At 34.3% G+C, this 18,279-nt stretch carries 11 protein-coding genes; 1 reads left to right on the top strand and 10 read right to left on the bottom strand.

The window, feature by feature from the left end; translation table 11 throughout:
* Positions 1 to 19 precede the first annotated feature (19 nt).
* The 9 genes from FLP_RS01940 to FLP_RS01905 form a co-directional block, all read right to left on the bottom strand.
* Positions 20 to 1,084, bottom strand: coding sequence for a tetratricopeptide repeat protein (locus tag FLP_RS01940; RefSeq protein ID WP_065447825.1), 1,065 nt, complete (start codon positions 1,082 to 1,084; stop codon positions 20 to 22).
* 797 nt (positions 1,085 to 1,881) lie between these two features.
* The gene (locus tag FLP_RS25395) at positions 1,882 to 2,025 is read right to left on the bottom strand and encodes a hypothetical protein (protein WP_165606639.1); all 144 of its coding nucleotides are present in this window, start codon (positions 2,023 to 2,025) and stop codon (positions 1,882 to 1,884) included.
* Between the two features lie 51 nt (positions 2,026 to 2,076).
* The gene (locus FLP_RS01935) at positions 2,077 to 2,661 is read right to left on the bottom strand and encodes an RNA polymerase sigma factor (RefSeq protein ID WP_065447824.1); all 585 of its coding nucleotides are present in this window, start codon (positions 2,659 to 2,661) and stop codon (positions 2,077 to 2,079) included.
* A 333-nt stretch (positions 2,662 to 2,994) separates the two neighbouring features.
* The gene (locus tag FLP_RS01930) at positions 2,995 to 3,753 is read right to left on the bottom strand and encodes a glycoside hydrolase family 16 protein (RefSeq protein WP_065447823.1); all 759 of its coding nucleotides are present in this window, start codon (positions 3,751 to 3,753) and stop codon (positions 2,995 to 2,997) included.
* Positions 3,754 to 3,834: 81 nt separating this feature from the next.
* Positions 3,835 to 5,493: a family 16 glycosylhydrolase gene (locus FLP_RS01925; RefSeq protein ID WP_065447822.1), complete on the bottom strand. Its 1,659-nt coding sequence runs from the start codon at positions 5,491 to 5,493 to the stop codon at positions 3,835 to 3,837.
* Positions 5,494 to 5,506: 13 nt separating this feature from the next.
* Positions 5,507 to 7,063 carry a PKD domain-containing protein gene (locus tag FLP_RS01920; protein WP_065447821.1) on the bottom strand — a complete coding sequence of 519 codons (1,557 nt, stop codon included), beginning with the start codon at positions 7,061 to 7,063 and terminating at the stop codon, positions 5,507 to 5,509.
* A gap of 11 nt (positions 7,064 to 7,074) precedes the next feature.
* On the bottom strand, positions 7,075 to 8,550 hold the full coding sequence (locus FLP_RS01915; RefSeq protein WP_065447820.1) for a RagB/SusD family nutrient uptake outer membrane protein: 1,476 nt from the start codon (positions 8,548 to 8,550) through the stop codon (positions 7,075 to 7,077).
* 12 nt (positions 8,551 to 8,562) lie between these two features.
* Positions 8,563 to 11,634, bottom strand: coding sequence for a SusC/RagA family TonB-linked outer membrane protein (locus FLP_RS01910; protein ID WP_065447819.1), 3,072 nt, complete (start codon positions 11,632 to 11,634; stop codon positions 8,563 to 8,565).
* A 241-nt stretch (positions 11,635 to 11,875) separates the two neighbouring features.
* Positions 11,876 to 14,677 (bottom strand): triple tyrosine motif-containing protein, encoded by a 2,802-nt coding sequence (locus FLP_RS01905; RefSeq protein WP_065447818.1) that lies wholly within the window; start codon positions 14,675 to 14,677, stop codon positions 11,876 to 11,878.
* A gap of 247 nt (positions 14,678 to 14,924) precedes the next feature.
* On the opposite strand from FLP_RS01905, the gene uvrA reads away from it, so the two are divergent.
* Complete coding sequence (gene uvrA, locus FLP_RS01900; protein ID WP_065447817.1) at positions 14,925 to 17,720, top strand: excinuclease ABC subunit UvrA; 2,796 nt, start codon at positions 14,925 to 14,927, stop codon at positions 17,718 to 17,720.
* 159 nt (positions 17,721 to 17,879) lie between these two features.
* Here uvrA and FLP_RS01895 read toward each other — a convergent pair whose 3' ends face one another.
* Positions 17,880 to 18,269: a hypothetical protein gene (locus FLP_RS01895; protein WP_243397543.1), complete on the bottom strand. Its 390-nt coding sequence runs from the start codon at positions 18,267 to 18,269 to the stop codon at positions 17,880 to 17,882.
* Positions 18,270 to 18,279: the final 10 nt, after the last annotated feature.

The following is an 18,279-nucleotide window of genomic DNA, read 5'->3' as shown; positions in this document are numbered from 1 at the left end:
CTTTAGTTTTTTTTATTTTTTACATACTGCTTTTAAGGGCATTATATTCTCCTGTCATGTTTAACGATCTGTAGATACCGAGAAGTGATTTTGCAGCACTTTCGTTTTTTGGTTCTATATTCAGTGCCTTTTTTAGGTACGGAATTGCACTTTTTACAATATCGTCTTTTTGGGCATCTAGTTTATCATATTGCTGCATTTCGGCAGGGCTGTTTCCTAAGGTGCCCATAAGATCCTGTAATTCTTTTCTAAATTGCATTTTGACATAGGCCATGTTGATATAGCAAGTCATGCAATTTTGATTGACTTGCAATGCGTCTTCGTAATATTTTTCGGCACTACAATAATCATTGGTTTCCATATAAGAAAACGCTAAAGAGACCAGAATTTCTTCTTGTTTTGATGGCGGATTTACATTTCTCGGTTTTTCGTAGAGTTCTTCCTGAATACTCGCTTCTCTGGCACTCATTGAAATAAAAGCTTCTTCTTGTTTTGTTTTTTTATTGGTCGCATAAAAAATAACAACTTCTCCTGTATAGTTTAGCCTTTTTAGTTCTTCAAAATACTTAATGGCAGATTTGTAATCTTTTGCTGCAAAGGCGGCTGATGCTGCATTAAACAGGTTTCGGACATCTTTTTTATCGAACAGGTAAACTTCATAACTTTTATCGGCGCTTTCTTTGAATTTTTCTGCTTTGAAATCATTGTAAGCTCCGTCTACGAGTTTGGATTTCATTTCTTTTAGAGCCAAACTTGCCTTGAAAGCATATTTGTAAATTTGAGAATCATTTTCATACAATAATACATCCTGATAGGCTCCTACTGCTAAAGCAAAATTAGCAGCGGCATCTACATTTTTGCTTGCTAGGTCTTTATAGACATTGCCTTTTGTAAAATAGAAATCTGATTTTACCTCAACCGGTGCATTTATTATTAGATATTCTATTTTCTTTAAAATAGCTAATGCTTCCTGGGTTTTTCCTTTGCTGTAATAAGATTGCGCTTCTTTTATTTCTTCTTTTTGAGCGTATGCGCCTACATTTATTGATAGGAGCAGTAATAAGATCTTAAAATTCTTTTTCATTTTTCGGTTAAGTTTGGTTGTTAAAATAGCTTAAGGGCACTACTTGTAATGAACAATTGCGATATTGGCTTAAAGAATAGGTTTTACTTTTTTTTAAATCAATATTCGACAAATATTCATCTCTTTTAATATTTTATGAGATATTAAAGTGAACAACAAACGAAACTTGGTTAGGGTAATTTTTGGCCATAGATGATTTGGTTTTGGTTATACTTATTTTTTAGTTATACTTCTATCTGGTTATTATTAAAAATTGAATTTTTCTACTTATTGAAAGGTTTTTAATACACAAACCTCTTCTATATAGTTATTTTATTAAATAAAAAACTGGTTTTTAACTAAAACAAAGCTAAATATAAAATAAATATTTGATATTAAGATAAAATATAGAACTTTAACAAAATGCCTGTAAAATTATTGTCAAATTTTTATCAATTCTAAGTGATATATGAATAAAGGAACTGGCTATTAATATGCTAATTCTGGTGCAAAAATTTAGAGTGGAATTTATTCTGCAATGAATTGTGAATATATTGCGTCCCAACGGTTAAAATCGTTGGCTATGTTCCCTATTATTGAAGTTGTTTTTTTATTATCGTGTTAAAAACATAGTGCAATGTTTTTATCAAATTGAGGAGATTTTTAATTGATCTTTAATTTTTGAAAACAATTCGTTTAGTATTGTAAGTAAAAAAAAAAACTCACTACCTGTATTTGCATACAAATAGTGAGCTTTCAACCAAACGACCAGTTGGTTTTTCTTTCGAAATAAACATCCGACAAATGTAGTGGGCTGTTTAATTAGCTATAATTTCAAAACTTTTATCTTCAATTTTCACAATTGTTAATGCTTGTGAATAATTAAGTAAAAAAGAAACAACTTCTTTTTTAGGTTTTAAATCTTTAGAAGCTAATGCCTTTTTAGAGTAAATTTTCGCCATACTATCAAAAATGTTTTATTATAGTATAACGGACTATTACTCAAAATAGTATTAGTTGGTTAAAATAATTTGATGTTTGTCAATTATTTTTCTTAAATTCATTAGTGCATAACGCATTCTGCCCAGTGCAGTATTGATGCTAACCCCTGTAATTTCAGATATTTCCTTGAAACTCATATCCTGATACATGCGCATTACCAATACTTCTTTTTGATCTTCGGGAAGTTCTTCGATTATCTTTTTTAAGTCTACTTCTACCTGATCAAAGATCATTTTATTCTCAATTGTTAGGGAATCATCTGACATGACAGAAAAAATCGAAAACTCTTCTGTCTCTCTGTACATTGGCATTTTTTTGGTTTTACGAAAATGATCTACAATTAAATTGTGAGATATACGCATTACCCAAGGTAAAAATTTACCTTCTTCATTATAGGAATTACTTTTTAAGGTTTTAATTACCTTGATAAAAGTGTCTTGAAAAATATCGTTTGAAATATCTCTATCAGCAATCTTAGAATATATAAATCCATATATCTTAGACTCGTGTCTTTTAATTAATGTCGATAAGGCCATTTCGTTACCTTCGACATAATTTTTCACTAATAGAGCGTCTGGAATATGCAGATCAGCCATAATACTACTTTTTTTTAGTTCTGTTTTAAAATTTGGAGTAATTTTTCTAAAAAGTAGTTTTATATAATAGGCGTATCTTTTGGGTTATGATGTTATGTTAATATTCTGACCAAATTTAACAAATTATAATTTTAAAAAGCAAACAAAATGAAGAATAATTAACAATAAATCGTTAATTTTTGCAGAACAAACTTAGTTACAGGCTCTAAATGATCAAAAAAAATAAAAAAAAGATTATTTTTTTAACATAAAAAATCAGACATAAACAAGTCAATACCAAATAATTAACCTCTTTAAGTCTGATTAATATAAAACTTTTATGGGCATAAATCCTTATTCATAAACACGGACATAGTCGACATAAAATTTTTGAGGAAGCACATTATCATCTACTTCCGGACCTCCAAAATTTCCTCCTATGGCCAAATTTAGGATAATATAAAATGGTTTATCAAATGGCCAGGTATCTTCATTTTTTACTTCTGGATTAAATGTATAGACTAAAGTCTGATCTACAAAAAAATCGATTTTATCTTTTGTCCATTCAATTGCGTAAACATGATATCCTTCTTCGATGGTAGGAAAAGGGGTTCTTTTTGTATTAATGGTATTTCCGTGGCTGTCTTGCGTGTGCAAGGTGGTATACACCATATGCGGATCTCTTCCTATGTATTCGAGAATGTCAATTTCTCCTGTTTTTGGCCATTTTACCTCATCAATATTAGCTCCAAGCATCCAGAATGCCGGCCACAAACCATGCCCGACTGGTAATTTTGCCCTGGCTTCGATTCGGCCATATTTAAATTCTTTTTTGCCTTTTGTGGTTATTTTTGTTGAGGTATATTTATTTCCTTCTTTTCTTGCTTCTATTATAAGATTTCCATCCTTGAATTCGTGATTTGTTTTGGTGTAAATCTGTCTTTCGTTATTTCCGTAACCACATAAATTTGGACATCCATCGCCAAGTTCAAAATTCCAAAAAGTTTCATTAACCTCTTTTTTATTAAAATTTTCTTCCCAGACTAATTTTCTTTTTACTTCTTGGGCAAAACTAAAACTGGTGATCATTAGTAATACAAATACTTTTTTCATACAATCATTTTAAAATTAATAAAATAAGAAGGCCAGCCTTAACTGACCTTCTCACCTCATTCTTACTAATTAATTTATAATCTATTGATATACTCTTATATAGTCAACCTCCATAGAAGATTGTGTAAAAGCAGGATCAATATTACCGCCTAGATTACCTCCCATTGCAACATTCAAAATTAAGAAGAAGTCACTGTTAAAAGGTAAAGTACCATCGTTAGGAACAGAATGGATCTGAACATCATCTACAAAAGTAGTTACTGATGCAGGACTCCAGACTGCTTTATAAACATGAAATTCTGTTGAGACATTTGGTATTGTTTTAGACCCCGTATTGCCTTGTCCTCCTGAATGTCCGGGATAATGAAGCGTACTCAAAATAACATTTTGATTTTTGCCCACATGTTCCATAATATCTATTTCTCCGCAAGCTGGCCAGGGTTTAGTAGTATAATTTGAACCCAGCATCCAGATTGCCGGCCAGGTTCCTACGCCTGTTGGAAGCTTGGCTTTTATCTCGACTTTACCATAGGTGAATTTAAATTTACCATCCGTTTTAAGTCGGGTTGAAGAATAATTAGCACCTCCTGACGCTTCTTTTTTAGCAGTAATTTTTAAGTTTCCACCCTGAACGATTACGTTTGTTGCTGAGTTGGTATAGTTTTGCTCTTCATTATTTCCCCAACCATTGTCTCCTCTGCCCAAATCGTAATTCCACTTTGTAGCATCAGGAGCACCGTCTGTATTAAACTCATCAAACCAAACTAACTTTGTATAATCAGCCGGTGGCGCCTGAGTAGGTTTTGTGGTAGTAAAAATATGATACCAAGCCAAGGCAGGATTACCGCCCATAACGGCTCTTACCACCATTCTGTTGGCTGTTATCGAAATTATTTCATAGGTACTTTGTCCTATATAATAACCCATAAATCCACCGTCAGAGAAATTAATTGACGTTCCTCGTGTTTGTGTTAGATGATCAGGGTTGTTCATTACAACAGATTCTGAAGGACTAAGAGATACGATTTTTGTTCCGCTTGCATCATAAGCCAAACAAGCGTCATCAGGTGAGCTTCCTCCTGCTACACTTGCAAAAGACGCATTGAAGAATGTTGAACCACCATTATCTAATTGATATTTTACTACATCACCATCAAGAGAGAATGTTAATACATTATCATACAAACAACTACTTGCCGGCGAAGCTGCTTTTTCAAAAGGTCCTGCCATATAATAATTAGCATAATAATTTTTGGTTGCATCACCATCATTTTGCCCTACTCCCAAATGTCCTGGCTCTGAAGCCGACCAATACCATTTTTTAGAAGTTCCGCCTGTTAGGAACGTTACTGCCTCCGGATCGCTAAAATCACTTTGTACAGTAACATCAATTGAGGTGTTCGTTTCTATTCCTCCTGTTCCTGTCGCAATAACAGTTACAGTATAGGTATTAAGCCCCGGTTTGGTAAATCTTTTTTCGATTTTACCTGTTGGTGCATTTAGTGAGGTTCCGTCGCTAAATGAATATTTATATGATATAGCATCACTTGCCGTAGCGACAAGCTTTACTAATCCTGATCCATCTCCGTTTGGATCTGCATCGCTTTTACCTACAATCTCGGCCGTAATTACAAGGTTTGTGGGTGCTTGTAATTTCCCGAATTTTAAATCGTCTTCCTGACAGCCTACCATAAGCAGAATCGTAAGTACGGACACGATATTTATAATTATTTTACGCATGATTACTTATATTTTAGTTGGATTGTTTAATGTCATCAAAATAGTATGTTTTACCAGTGCCGTTGTTTCCAAAATCAAAGAAAAGCACTATCCTTTGATAATTATTGGCATTCACAATTCCGTTAAAATCAAAAATGAGTTCTTCCCAACCGTTTGCAACTGTTGTGGTGGCATCAATCTCTTTGTTTATAGAGGCATCGTTTAAATTCTCTAATTTAAATTTTACAATAATTCCGGCCTGAGGTGACCAGACTTTCATTTTTAATTTTTTAAATGTTGAGAAATTAATAGCGGTTTCAAGTGCCAATGAGGAACCTGCCCAAACTTCGGCACCATTGTTTTTTGTTAAAGCACTTACTGTTGATGATGTATTGATTCCCGATTTGTCAGGATTTGTCACTACGGCCGCTGCGGCACCACCAAAATTCCCGTAAGCATAAGTTAAGGTTGTTGATTCGAATGTTAACGGCAATACCAGAGATTCTGCTCCTGAGGTTAACTGAATATCATCATAGTAATAATCGACACCGGTTCCAGCATTTCCAAAATCAAAGAACAACACTACTCTTTGGTATTTATTGGCGTTATCAACAGCTGAAAAATCAAATACCAATTCTTCCCAATTGTTTGCTACTGTATTGGTAACATCTACTTCGGCATTGATATCAGGATTGGCTAAATTCTCTAATTTCATTTTAACCACAATTCCCGCTTTTGGTGACCAGGCTTTTATTTTGATTTTTTTCAATGTAGCAAAATTAATTGGTTCTCCTAATTCTAAGAAAGAACCTGCCCATACCTCAGCACCTGCCGGCTTAGTCAATTTAGCCACTTTTGCACTTACATTGCTGGCATCTACACTAGGATTATTGGCTACAACTGTTGCGACACCTCCAAAAGTATTAAAGGCATAATTTAACGTAGCCGACTCAAAATCAACCGGTAATAAAATTGGGTTCGAAATTGTAATTGATTCTGTATGTACCGTCGTTGCTTTTCCTCCGCTTAAAGCGACAACTTTTACTTCATAAGTTCCTATATTGGCATAGGTGTGTTTAATGGTTTCACCCTCCATAAAATCCACAGGAACTTCATTTATACCTTCTCCAAAATAAACCTGAAAATAGGTTTCGAAACTGGCTTTTGCACTGACAGTTGCTGATAAATTATCTCCAACTACATGCGCTAATGTTACCTGCAGATTACTTGGTGCCAAAAATGAAACGGTAACTTCCTGAGTTACTTCTGTAATTTTTCCGTTTATTCCCATTGCCATAATCTTAGCCTGGTAAATACCTTCTTTGTAAGTATGCGCTACAGTTGCTCCGGCCGAAAGATAATTGGACACTGGGCTTCCATCTCCAAAATTAACCTGATATTGTGTTACGCCTTCTCCTTTAGGTAAAAAAGTTACTTTACCAGAATTATCCTGGGTAATAGTGGTGAGTGCCGATATATTTTTTGGCGCTTCGATCGAATCGACATCGACATCGCTGCCATTACTGTCATTGGAGCAACCTGTTGCGATTGCTAAAACGAACAGACTTATAATAAAATGTAATTTTTTCATAATACTATTTTTTAATATTGAGGATTTTGCTGCCAGTTGCCGTTTGCGAATTGAATTTCTTCAAGTGGAACTGGGAATATTTCATTTTTTCCTGCCTTAAAACCAGTAATTTCCTGTGCTGCTTTACCTGTGCGTACTAAATCGAAAAAGCGAATTCCTTCTCCAACAAATTCAAACCTTCTTTCTGACCAGATAAAATCGGTTAAAGCTGGTCCTGAAGCTGAGATATCATGATTTGTATCTCCAAATGCACGTCGTCTTACTTCGTTTAAATACGTTCTGGCTTTAGCATCTCCTAGTCCTCCTCTACTATAAGCTTCGGCAGCCATCAATAATACATCGGCATAACGAATTGCTCTGTAATTATTAGGGTTTGTCAGGTTTTGATCACCAATATTAGAATCTCCCTGACGTGGTAAATATTTTCTGTTAAAATATCCTGTGTGTTTATATCCCGTACCATAAGTAGCATTATTGGCTGCAGCCCAGGCAACAATATCCAAAATTGCAACATCTTTACGATTATCGCCTACCTCAAATGCATTGGCAATTTTTGCAGTTGGTACATTAAAACTATATCCTGAATCAAAAAGCGGCCCTACATAATTACGTACACCGTTAAAACCTACAGCAACATTTCCTTCACTACATTGAAGACATCCAAAACCTGCTCCTTCTGCATCACTGTACTGTACTTCGAATACTGATTCTTTTCCGTTTTCTCCAGCATTTTCAAAAATTGTGTTGTAATCTGCTATCAATGAATATTTTCCTGATTGGATCACCAGGTCTAAAACTTTAGATGCCTCTGCAAATTTATCCTGATACAAATACACTTTACCTAGTAATGCCTGCGCAGCTCCTTTTGTGGCTCTGCCTACTTCAGGGGCATTAGGGTTTAAATTATCGATCGCATAAAGTAAATCGGCTTCAATAGAAGCGTAAACTTCTGGAACTGAAGAACGCGGAATTTTTTTCTCGTCATCTAATTTAAACCTCTTATCTCCATTTAATGGAATGCCACCAAACCACTTTACTAACTCAAAATGGTAATATGCTCTTAAAAAATGCGCTTCGGCCAATATTTGGTTTTTACCAGGAAAATCTGTTTTATCTTTAAACTCCAGAATATAACTAGCCCTGTTGACTCCTGCGAACATCCAGTTCCAGACATCTTTTATATTACTGTTTACCGCTGTGTGCGTCATTTCGTCTACTTGCTGAAAACCAACTACGTCACTCGCACTTTCTCCTCCGGCCGCTGTATTATCAGAAGCTATTTCTCCTAGTAAAACATTTATATAAGTAGATTGCAGCAAATCATAGGCACCAATTAAGGCATTATAATAATCTGATTCTGAATTAAAATAATTTTCTGAATCTATTGAATATACAGGTTCACGTTCTACAAAATTATCCGAACAAGAAACGCTCAAAGCTCCTAAAAGCACGATTCCTAATCCTATATTTATAATATACTTTTTCATTTTCTTCGTTTTTTAAAAATTTAGATTTAGTCCCATTGTATAAATCCTTGGCGTTGGATAAAATCCGTTATCGATTCCTGATCCTACAGATGATTGCGAAATATTATCGTCATTTGTTGGCCCTGTGATAGCAGCCGGATCAAAACCTTTGTATTTAGTAAAAGTGTACAAATTGTTTACACCTACATACAAACGTAATTTTGAAATCCCGATTTTATCCGAGAATGTTTTGTTTAATGTGTACCCCAATTGTACGTTTTGAATTCTTACGAAAGAGGCATCTTCTACGTAATAATCAGAAAAAAGGTTGTTATTAGTAGCTCCGGTTGTCACTCTTGGCACTGTGTTACTCGTACCTTCTCCGGTCCATCTTCCTAAAATATAATTGGATCTGTTTACATCTGTAAGGGTACGCTCGTAGTTTCTCACCATATCATTTCCTATCGAAGCATAAGCATACGCCAGAAAATCAAGATTTTTGTAGTTAAGAGTAACATTTAATCCCATTATTACACTCGGAACCGGGTCTCCAATATACGCTCTGTCTTTACTGTCTATTACATTATCTCCGTTTATATCTTTAAAACGAATATCTCCCGGAGCTGTAGCTGCTCCTAAAGCTGCCTGTGATGGATGAGCTGCAATTTCGGCCTGATTCTGGAAAATTCCGTCTGTTTTATATCCGTAAAAATATCCAATAGGCAATCCTTTTTCCATTCTTGACGGAAGAAGCGGCTGTCCAACACCAAAACCACCTGCGTCTGTATAACCGGTACTATTGGCTACTTCTAAAACTTCGTTATCGATTGTAGTGATGTTATATCCGATATTAAAATTAAAATTATCAGATATTTTGTCTTTATAATTAACAGCAAACTCGAATCCTTTGTTACGTACAGAACCTGCATTCATAGTTGGCGAAGAAGCTCCGGGAGCATAAACTCCCGTTATACCTGATACCGGAATTTTTGGAATCAATAATTTATCTCGTGTATCTATAAAATAATCTGCTGTAAAGTCCAGTTTATCATTGAATAATCTAAAATCAACCCCTACGTCGAACTTTTTAGCTTCTTCCCATTGTAATTTAGGGTTTGGTAATCCTCCAATTGCTGTTCCGTTTATCAGTGCTCCATTATATACATAAGTTGCTTCTCCGTTTAATAATCCGGTATAACCATTAGGGCGTATCTGGTCATTTCCTAAAACTCCGTAACTTAATCTGAATTTTAAGAAATTTAAAATGCTATTATCTTTTAAAAATGATTCTTCAGAAACTACCCATCCTGCAGTAAATGAAGGAAAGAAAGCAACTCTGTTTTCCGGACCGAATTTAGTTGATGAATCTCTTCTGATTACTCCGCTTAAAAGATATTTTCCTTTAAAATCATATTCTAAAATACCTGCATAAGAAACTCTTCTTTCATCATAACCGTACGACGATACATCACGACCGCCAGCAGGACTTGTTCCTTTTGCCAGACTTATATCGGCATATTTCCATGAATTATTAGGAACATCATAACCTGTAGCACCAAGTCCGGATCCCCAGGATTTATAAACTGTAGATACCAGAATTGCTTTAAGATTGTGATTTCCAAAAAGTGTCTTTTTGTATTCTGCAATAAGATCAAGCGTATAATCATTATCGTTTACAGTATTTTGAGTCACACTGCTTCGCGTAATATCAAACACTTTTCCGCCGTAGCTTACTTGCTTGGAAAAGTTTTTGCTAATGCTGTTTCCGCTATTGAAACCAATACGTGATGTAAATTTAAACTCTTTGGTAATGTCATAAATAAAGCTCACGTTTCCGTTTAGTTTTCTCAACTTATAATCATTATACGTATTTTCTATCTGTGCCAATGGATTGATAATTTCCACCCCATAACCAGGTGCACTGGGAACTAAAGTATAATTTCCGTTTTGATCACGAACCGGCAAAATCGATGGCGTATTGATCGCATTAAAAAGTACTGAACCTAAACCGTTTTCGTTCAATGAATCTCTGTCGAGGTAGGTATAAATAATATTGGTTTGCAATTTTATCTTACTCGATAAATCGGCTCCTAAAGAGAGTCTTGCAGTATTTCTTTTAAAATCAGATTTTGGACCTCCAATAATACCTTGCTGGCTTAAATCTGACCCGCTTAATGAATAAGTAATTTTATCTGAACCTCCGGAGATGGCTATATCATTATTAATAACCGGAGCTGAATTGAAAATTTCTTTTTGCCAATCTGTTCCTTTTCCTAATCCCGAAACATTAGGGTAAGGCAATGCTTGTCCTCCATTAGCATAACTTTCGTTTAGTAGCAATGCATATTCTGTAGCATTTAGCACCGCCATTTTTCTACTTGTTTCCTGTGTACCAAAAGAAGAGTTGAAAGAAACTTTGGTTTTAGAATTCTTTTTACCCGTTTTTGTTGTTACTAACACAATTCCGTTAGCTCCTAATACTCCGTAAACGGCCGCCTGTGCATCTTTAAGAACCGTTATCGATTCGATATCACTTGGATTTAAAATACTCAAGTCTCCCTGATACCCATCTATAAATACCGTAGCTGCATTATTTCCGTTTGTGGCAACACCCCTAATATTGATATTCAGTGCTGCGCCCGGAGAACCCGATTGTGCCGTAACGCTTACACCTGCAACTGTTCCCTGCAGAGCTTGTTCTACCTTAAGCGGATGTAGATCTTCAATCGTTTTACTGGATACAACAGTAACTGCTCCAGTAACATCTCTCTTCTTTTTACTGCTGTATCCTAATACAACAACTTCATCAAGCGATCTGGCATCGTCAATCATTTTAACTGTTATTTTGGTTCCTGAAACCGCAATTTCCTGCGTTTTAAAACCTATATAACTTAAAACAACGATAGTTCCTTTAGGAACTCCTGATAATTTAAAAGATCCATCAAAGTCTGTCGTTGTACTTTGCGAGGAATTTTTAACTTTTACATTTACACCCGGTAGCGATAAACCTGAGCCATCTGATACTGTACCGCTTACATCAAAAGACTGCGAGAACGCATAAGATGTAAACAGTATTAGTACGGTTAGTAATAATCTAGATTTCATAATTAGTTAGTTTTTATTGAAAGATAAATTTATCTTATCCATTTAGGAAAACGATAATTTTAACCTCAACAAAAAACATACATCATAAAAAAAACCTATTCAAATTTAATATATCTCAAAATACACCCTTATTTAACTATAATTTACGAATGTTAATTTCTTTAACATAAATACTGTTAAATCACAACAAATCGTTAATGTTGAGGTAATGTATAGTTTTTTTAGTCTGTTTTTTGATGTACTATACAGCCAGAATGTATTCGACTAAACCGTTTTCGTGCTGCAAATCCATTTTTTTACGCAAACGATACCTTTTAATCTCTACGCTTCGAACAGAAATATTAAATAAAGGAGCGATTTCTTTTGATGATAGATTCAAACGCAAATAGGCACAAAGACGCAGATCGTTTGGAGTAAGTATAGGATGGAGTTGTTTAATTCTTTTTAGAAAATCCTTATCAGCATTATCAAAAGCCTCTTTAAAAACGTTCCATGAATCTTCTTCGGTGATATTTTTATTTATTGTACTTATGACCGATTTGATATTACTGCTATCGTTTTGATTGGTCTTTTTTAAATCTTCCTTAATAAAGGCTAATAATTCATTCTTACTGTTTAAACTCATGGTCGATACTGCCAGCTCTCTGTTTTTATTGTCAACATCCTGAGAAAGCTGCTCGTTTCTAAGCTTCATTAATTGCTGCTCATTTTCAAGTTCTTTAATCTCCAGTAAAAGATTATTTTCTTCTATTAACTTCTCTTTTTGCTTGTGATAGTAATTGCGATACGCTTTATTTACAAAATAGGCCAAAACCATCATGAGAAGAAAATAAATAAACCAAGCCAAATTTGTCAAATACCAGGGTTTTAAAACCACAAATGTATAGGTGGCTGTATTTTGCAAAATGGTATTGGCATACTTTGCCCTTACTTTAAAGGTGTATTTGCCCGGTGCCAGGTTTTTAAAATTCACTGTAGCCTTTGTACTCCATTCGCTCCAATCGTTCTGAAAACCTTCTAGTAAATACTGATATTCTGAGTTGATGTACTTATTATATTCCGGAACTGTGTAGTTTAAAGTGATGTTGTTTTCATTTGACTTAAATTCTCCTTCGCTCTGGATTGCAACATTCCTTAAAGTTTCATTTTGTTTATTAATGGTAATATCAGTAATGAATACAGTATAGTTTTTAAAGCTTAAATCTTCAATATTCAATGTATAATAACCATCAGTTGTACCTATTAAATAAGTCGATTTCGAAATTTGTGTAATGTTCTCAAATCCCAACATCGAATTGGTCAAAGAAGAAGGAATAGGGATGATATTCTGTTTTAACTGATTGCTTAACTTACTGGCAGAAAAATAATGAATATAGTTTTTAGAAAACAGCCAGATTTTGTTCGAATTGTCTACGATTAACTTTCCGGATGTATATTCGTCTTTTTCGAAAATTGAACTTAAAACAGCATCTTTTTCAAATAGTTTTGTAGTTGGATTTAATTTAAAAATTCCGTCTTTGTATGCATAATAAATAGCATTATTAAATTTGACTAAACTCGCATTTTTACCTTTTTCAGGAGATTTATAAGTGTAAAATCCCTTTGTTTTTGATAAGGTCTGATCTAGTTTTAATCTAAAAATTCCTTTGTATTCATGACTTACATAAACATCAAAATTCTTGGTGATTTCAAAATAACGCGACGAATAATCAAAACCCAGGATTTTATTTTTAAAAATCCACTGATTGTTTACTTTTTCTAAAACCGCAATTCCGTAATAATTCCCCTGAAGTAATTTGTTCTTGGCATTGGGAACAGGTTCGAATTTCCAGGTTCCCGAAGCAGAAAATATGCTTCTTGCCGAATCGTTCGCGATAATAAAAGTTCCCGAGTCGTGCCCGCAAAAAAGCGTATTATCATATACAAAAAGCGACCAAACCTGACCTTTTGTTCCGTTTATAAATTTAAACTCAGAGTTGCTTTGAATATTTTTGTAAAATAATCCCTGATTGGTTCCTACATACAGCAAACCATTAAAAGTAGCCGAGGCATATACCGTTCCCAGAACTCCCGTATCATCTGTAAAGCTGTGTACAGGAGAGTTGATATTGATACAATTGATTCCGTTATCAAGGCCCGCCCATAAATTGCGATCCTTATCTTCAAAAAGAGATAAAGCAGTATTATTGCTCAGCCCTTTGCTTTGCGAAATATGATATTTCATCTTTCCTGTATCTGACAAAATAAAAATCCCGTTCGAAACTGTACCCAAAGCAAAACTTCCGTCTTCGAGAAGCTGACTGCTATACACAAAACTTGATTTTAGTTCAGCATCTACATCTGTTGTAAAACGTGTTAGAGCACTTCCTGATAATTTATAAATACCATCCAGTTGTGTCTGAATCAGCAAACCATCTTCTGTGGTAAATATATTTACCATCGTGAATTTTTTAAGAATAGGATTATCCGAAACTAATTTGGCTTTACCGCTTTCTATTTCAAAAAGTCCTTCATTTATTGTTTGGAAATAAATGGCATTTTTATTTGCGAATGATTTAACAACGCCATTTTTTGGCGCAATGATTTTAAATTTTCCGGTTTTGGTATCATAAATATAAATTCGATTTAAGGATTGAAATAAAATCCACTGATCGTATTTTAGAATATTCCAAAATTGTTCATCATCTAAAATTTTATTTTTGATGGTATCGCTGAGCGAAGTATATTTTAGTTTACCATTTGTTTGCCTTGTCCAGTAGCCAAAATTCATATAGCAGCCGGTGAAAATTTTATTTCCAATTACTTTTACAGATCGCATTATGGTTTCATTTGGCGTAGGATATAATTGCCAATTCGTACCATTATATTCTAAAAGACCTTCATTGTTGGCAAAATACAAATAGTTTTGATCGTCCTGAGAAATCATCCAACTTTGATTTCCGGCACCGTAAACTGAAGATGAATACTTGATAATGGGCGGAAACTCCTGCGAAAACAAGAGAAAACTGATCGAAAAAAGCAGCAAAGTAAATTTAGTTTTCAAATTGAGCCATTGTATTAAATTACTATTAAAACAGTTCTAAAATAGCTTATTTTACAATGAAACTACAAATTTTTAATCAAGAAAATATATTGCGTCCCAATCTACTTCAATCCTGAAAATAAATTATACAAACTGTTTTCTTATTGTTTACATTCTCTAACAATGGGAATTATGTTAAAATTTGGAACAATGGCATTAACAAAACTCAATTCAAAATTGATTACTTTTGTAAAAATTGACTTTTTGTATGCAGATTGATCTTTCTACACTCGACCCAAAACATAATATTATAATTAAAGGAGCACAGGTACATAATTTAAAAAATGTAGATGTCGCTATTCCCAGAAACAAACTTGTTGTTATCACAGGTCTTTCAGGATCAGGTAAATCAAGCTTAGCTTTCGATACTTTGTATGCCGAAGGACAACGCCGTTATGTAGAGAGTTTATCCTCTTACGCACGTCAGTTTCTTGGCCGATTAGACAAGCCAAAAGTAGAATATATAAAAGGTATTGCTCCTGCAATTGCTATCGAACAAAAAGTAAATACAACGAACGCGCGATCGACTGTAGGAACTTCGACTGAAATCTACGATTACATGAAGCTTCTTTTCGCAAGAATTGGTCGTACTTTTTCTCCGATTTCCGGACTCGAAGTCAAAAAAAACACCGTTACCGATGTTGTTGCCGATGTAAAAAATATGCCATTAGACAGTAAATGGATGCTCCTGGCTCCTATTCATCTTGAAGAAGGAAGGAAACTCGAAGACAAGCTAAAAGTATTGCTGCAACAAGGTTTTGCCCGTGTTCTGGTAGATAACGAAATGGTTCGTTTAGATGAATTTACGCCTACAGAAATTCATAAATTAGACAATAAAGATATCTTACTTATTATTGACAGAATTGTCGTTAAGGACGAAGAAGAGTTTTATAATCGTTTGGCCGATGCTGTACAAACTGCTTTTTTTGAGGGTAAAGGAATTTGTTACCTTCAGGAAGTAGGCTCAGATAAAAGATTTACGTATTCGAATAATTTTGAATTGGACGGCATTACGTTCTTAGAACCCAACGTTCATTTATTTAGTTTTAATAATCCATACGGAGCGTGTCCGGTTTGCGAAGGTTACGGAAATATTATTGGCATTGATGCCGATTTAGTAGTACCAAATACTTCCTTATCTGTTTTTGAAAATGCTATTTATCCATGGCGAGGAGACAGCATGAGCTGGTATAAAGACGAATTGATAAAACACGCTTATAAATTTGATTTCCCTATTCATAAACCTTATTTCGAACTCACCGAAGATCAAAAGGACCTGATCTGGAAAGGAAACAGTTATTTTCAAGGCTTGAACGGATTCTTTAAAGAACTTGAAGAAAAAAATTATAAAATTCAAAATCGAGTAATGTTATCCCGTTACCGCGGAAAAACAAAATGTCATGCCTGTCGAGGAAAACGTTTACGCGAAGAGGCTTCTTATGTAAAAATCAACGGTAAAACGGTTTCTGATTTAGTCGATTTGCCTATTAAACATTTGGTTACTTTTTTCAAAAACATTGATTTAGATGTTTACGAACAGCAAATTGCAAAACGTTTGATGGTCGAAATCAACAACCGTTTATCATTTTTAACCGAAGTTGGCTTAGATTATCTGACTTTAAACAGAAATTCTGCAACACTTTCCGGTGGAGAATCGCAGCGTATTAATCTGGCTACTTCGTTAGGTAGTAGTTTAGTTGGTTCAATGTATATTCTTGACGAGCCAAGTATTGGTTTGCATCCTAAAGATTCTGAACGATTGATCAAAGTCTTATTATCGCTTCGTGATCTGGGCAATACCGTTATTGTTGTAGAACACGATGAAGACATCATGAAAGCTGCAGATATGATTATTGATATTGGTCCCGAAGCAGGAACTTTTGGAGGTCATCTCGTTGCTCAGGGAACTTATGATGAAATTTTAAAATCGGATTCGTTAACTGCGAAATATCTTAATGGAGATTTAGAGATTTCGGTTCCTAAAAAGAGACGAAAATTCAAAAATCATATTGATATTGTTGGTGCGAGAGAAAACAACTTAAAAAATATTAATGTTACTTTTCCTCTTGATGTTCTAACGGTGATTACCGGAGTTTCAGGAAGTGGAAAAAGTACTTTGATTAAGAAGATCTTATTTCCGGCCATGCAGAAAAAACTGGAAAATGCAGCTGAAAAAGCAGGTCAGTTCAGTGACATAAAAGGTTCATTTTCGCAGATCAAACATATCGAATATGTTGATCAAAACCCGATTGGAAGAAGCTCAAGATCAAATCCTGTAACGTATATCAAAGCGTATGATGATATTCGTGATTTATATGCCAAAGAAAAATTATCTAAAATAAGAGGTTATCAGGCCAAACATTTTTCTTTTAATGTTGATGGAGGTCGTTGCGAAACCTGTAAAGGAGAAGGCTCAATAAACGTCGAGATGGTCTTTATGGCCGATGTGTCGCTGCCGTGTGAAACTTGTGGAGGGAAAAGATTTAAAAAAGAAATTTTAGAAATCACTTTCGATGATAAAAACATCAACGATATCCTAACCATGACTATCGATGACGCTATTGCCTTTTTCGATAAAAATAAACAAGCAAAAATTACCCAGAAACTTCAGCCATTGCAAGATGTTGGTTTAGGTTATGTGCAATTAGGTCAGTCTTCTTCTACTCTTTCCGGTGGAGAAGCGCAACGTATTAAACTGGCTTCGTTTTTAGTGAAAGGAGCAACAAAAGACAAGGCTTTATTTGTTTTTGATGAACCTACAACGGGTTTACATTTTCATGATATTAAAAAGTTATTAGCTTCTTTTGATGCATTAATAGAAAAAGGACATTCTATAATTGTCATCGAACACAATCTTGATCTTATAAAATGTGCTGACTGGATCATCGATTTAGGCCCCGAAGGCGGAGAAAATGGAGGACATTTATTGGCTACAGGAACTCCTGAAGAGGTTGCGAAAGAAAAAAAATCGGTTACGGGAATTTATTTAAAGGATAAATTATAAAAAAAAGACACTAAGATGCTAAGTTACTAAGGTGCTAAGTTTTCAATTTGCACTCTTTTCAGTACTTTAATTATACAACAAATAAAAATTCCAAATTCCAATGATCTTATTAATCATATTGGAATTTGGAATTTTTTAATTTTTTGTGATTTAAATTTGTTAAGCTACTAAACATCGTTCTTCAAAGGGGAAACCATCTTCATCGATGGCAACTAATACTTTTTTTTGTTTTGATGCCTCAATTGTCAAGTACAGCCATGCAAATGACCACAATCCTAAGGTTAGACAAAAAATAATGAAATTTAAACCATGATTTACTACTTTTCCGCCTTTTGAAAGGACTGCAAAAAGGAATTCATCATTTCTTTCTTCTAATGTGAATCCGTTATGAACTTTGTTTGATATCATATTAGAAAACACCTGTAAGCTCTGCTCCTGACTAAGTCCATTGTTCTTCATAATCATTAAGTAAAAAATTAATCCAAATACTGCAAAAATTACTCCACGCTTTTTAACATTTTCAGCGTAGTAATCCAACTTAATAAACATAATAACACAC

The organism is Flavobacterium piscis (assembly GCF_001686925.1).
Lineage (GTDB): Bacteria > Bacteroidota > Bacteroidia > Flavobacteriales > Flavobacteriaceae > Flavobacterium > Flavobacterium piscis.
The sequence above is the reverse complement of the archived record's forward strand: the minus strand, read 5'-3'. Positions and strand labels throughout refer to the sequence as shown.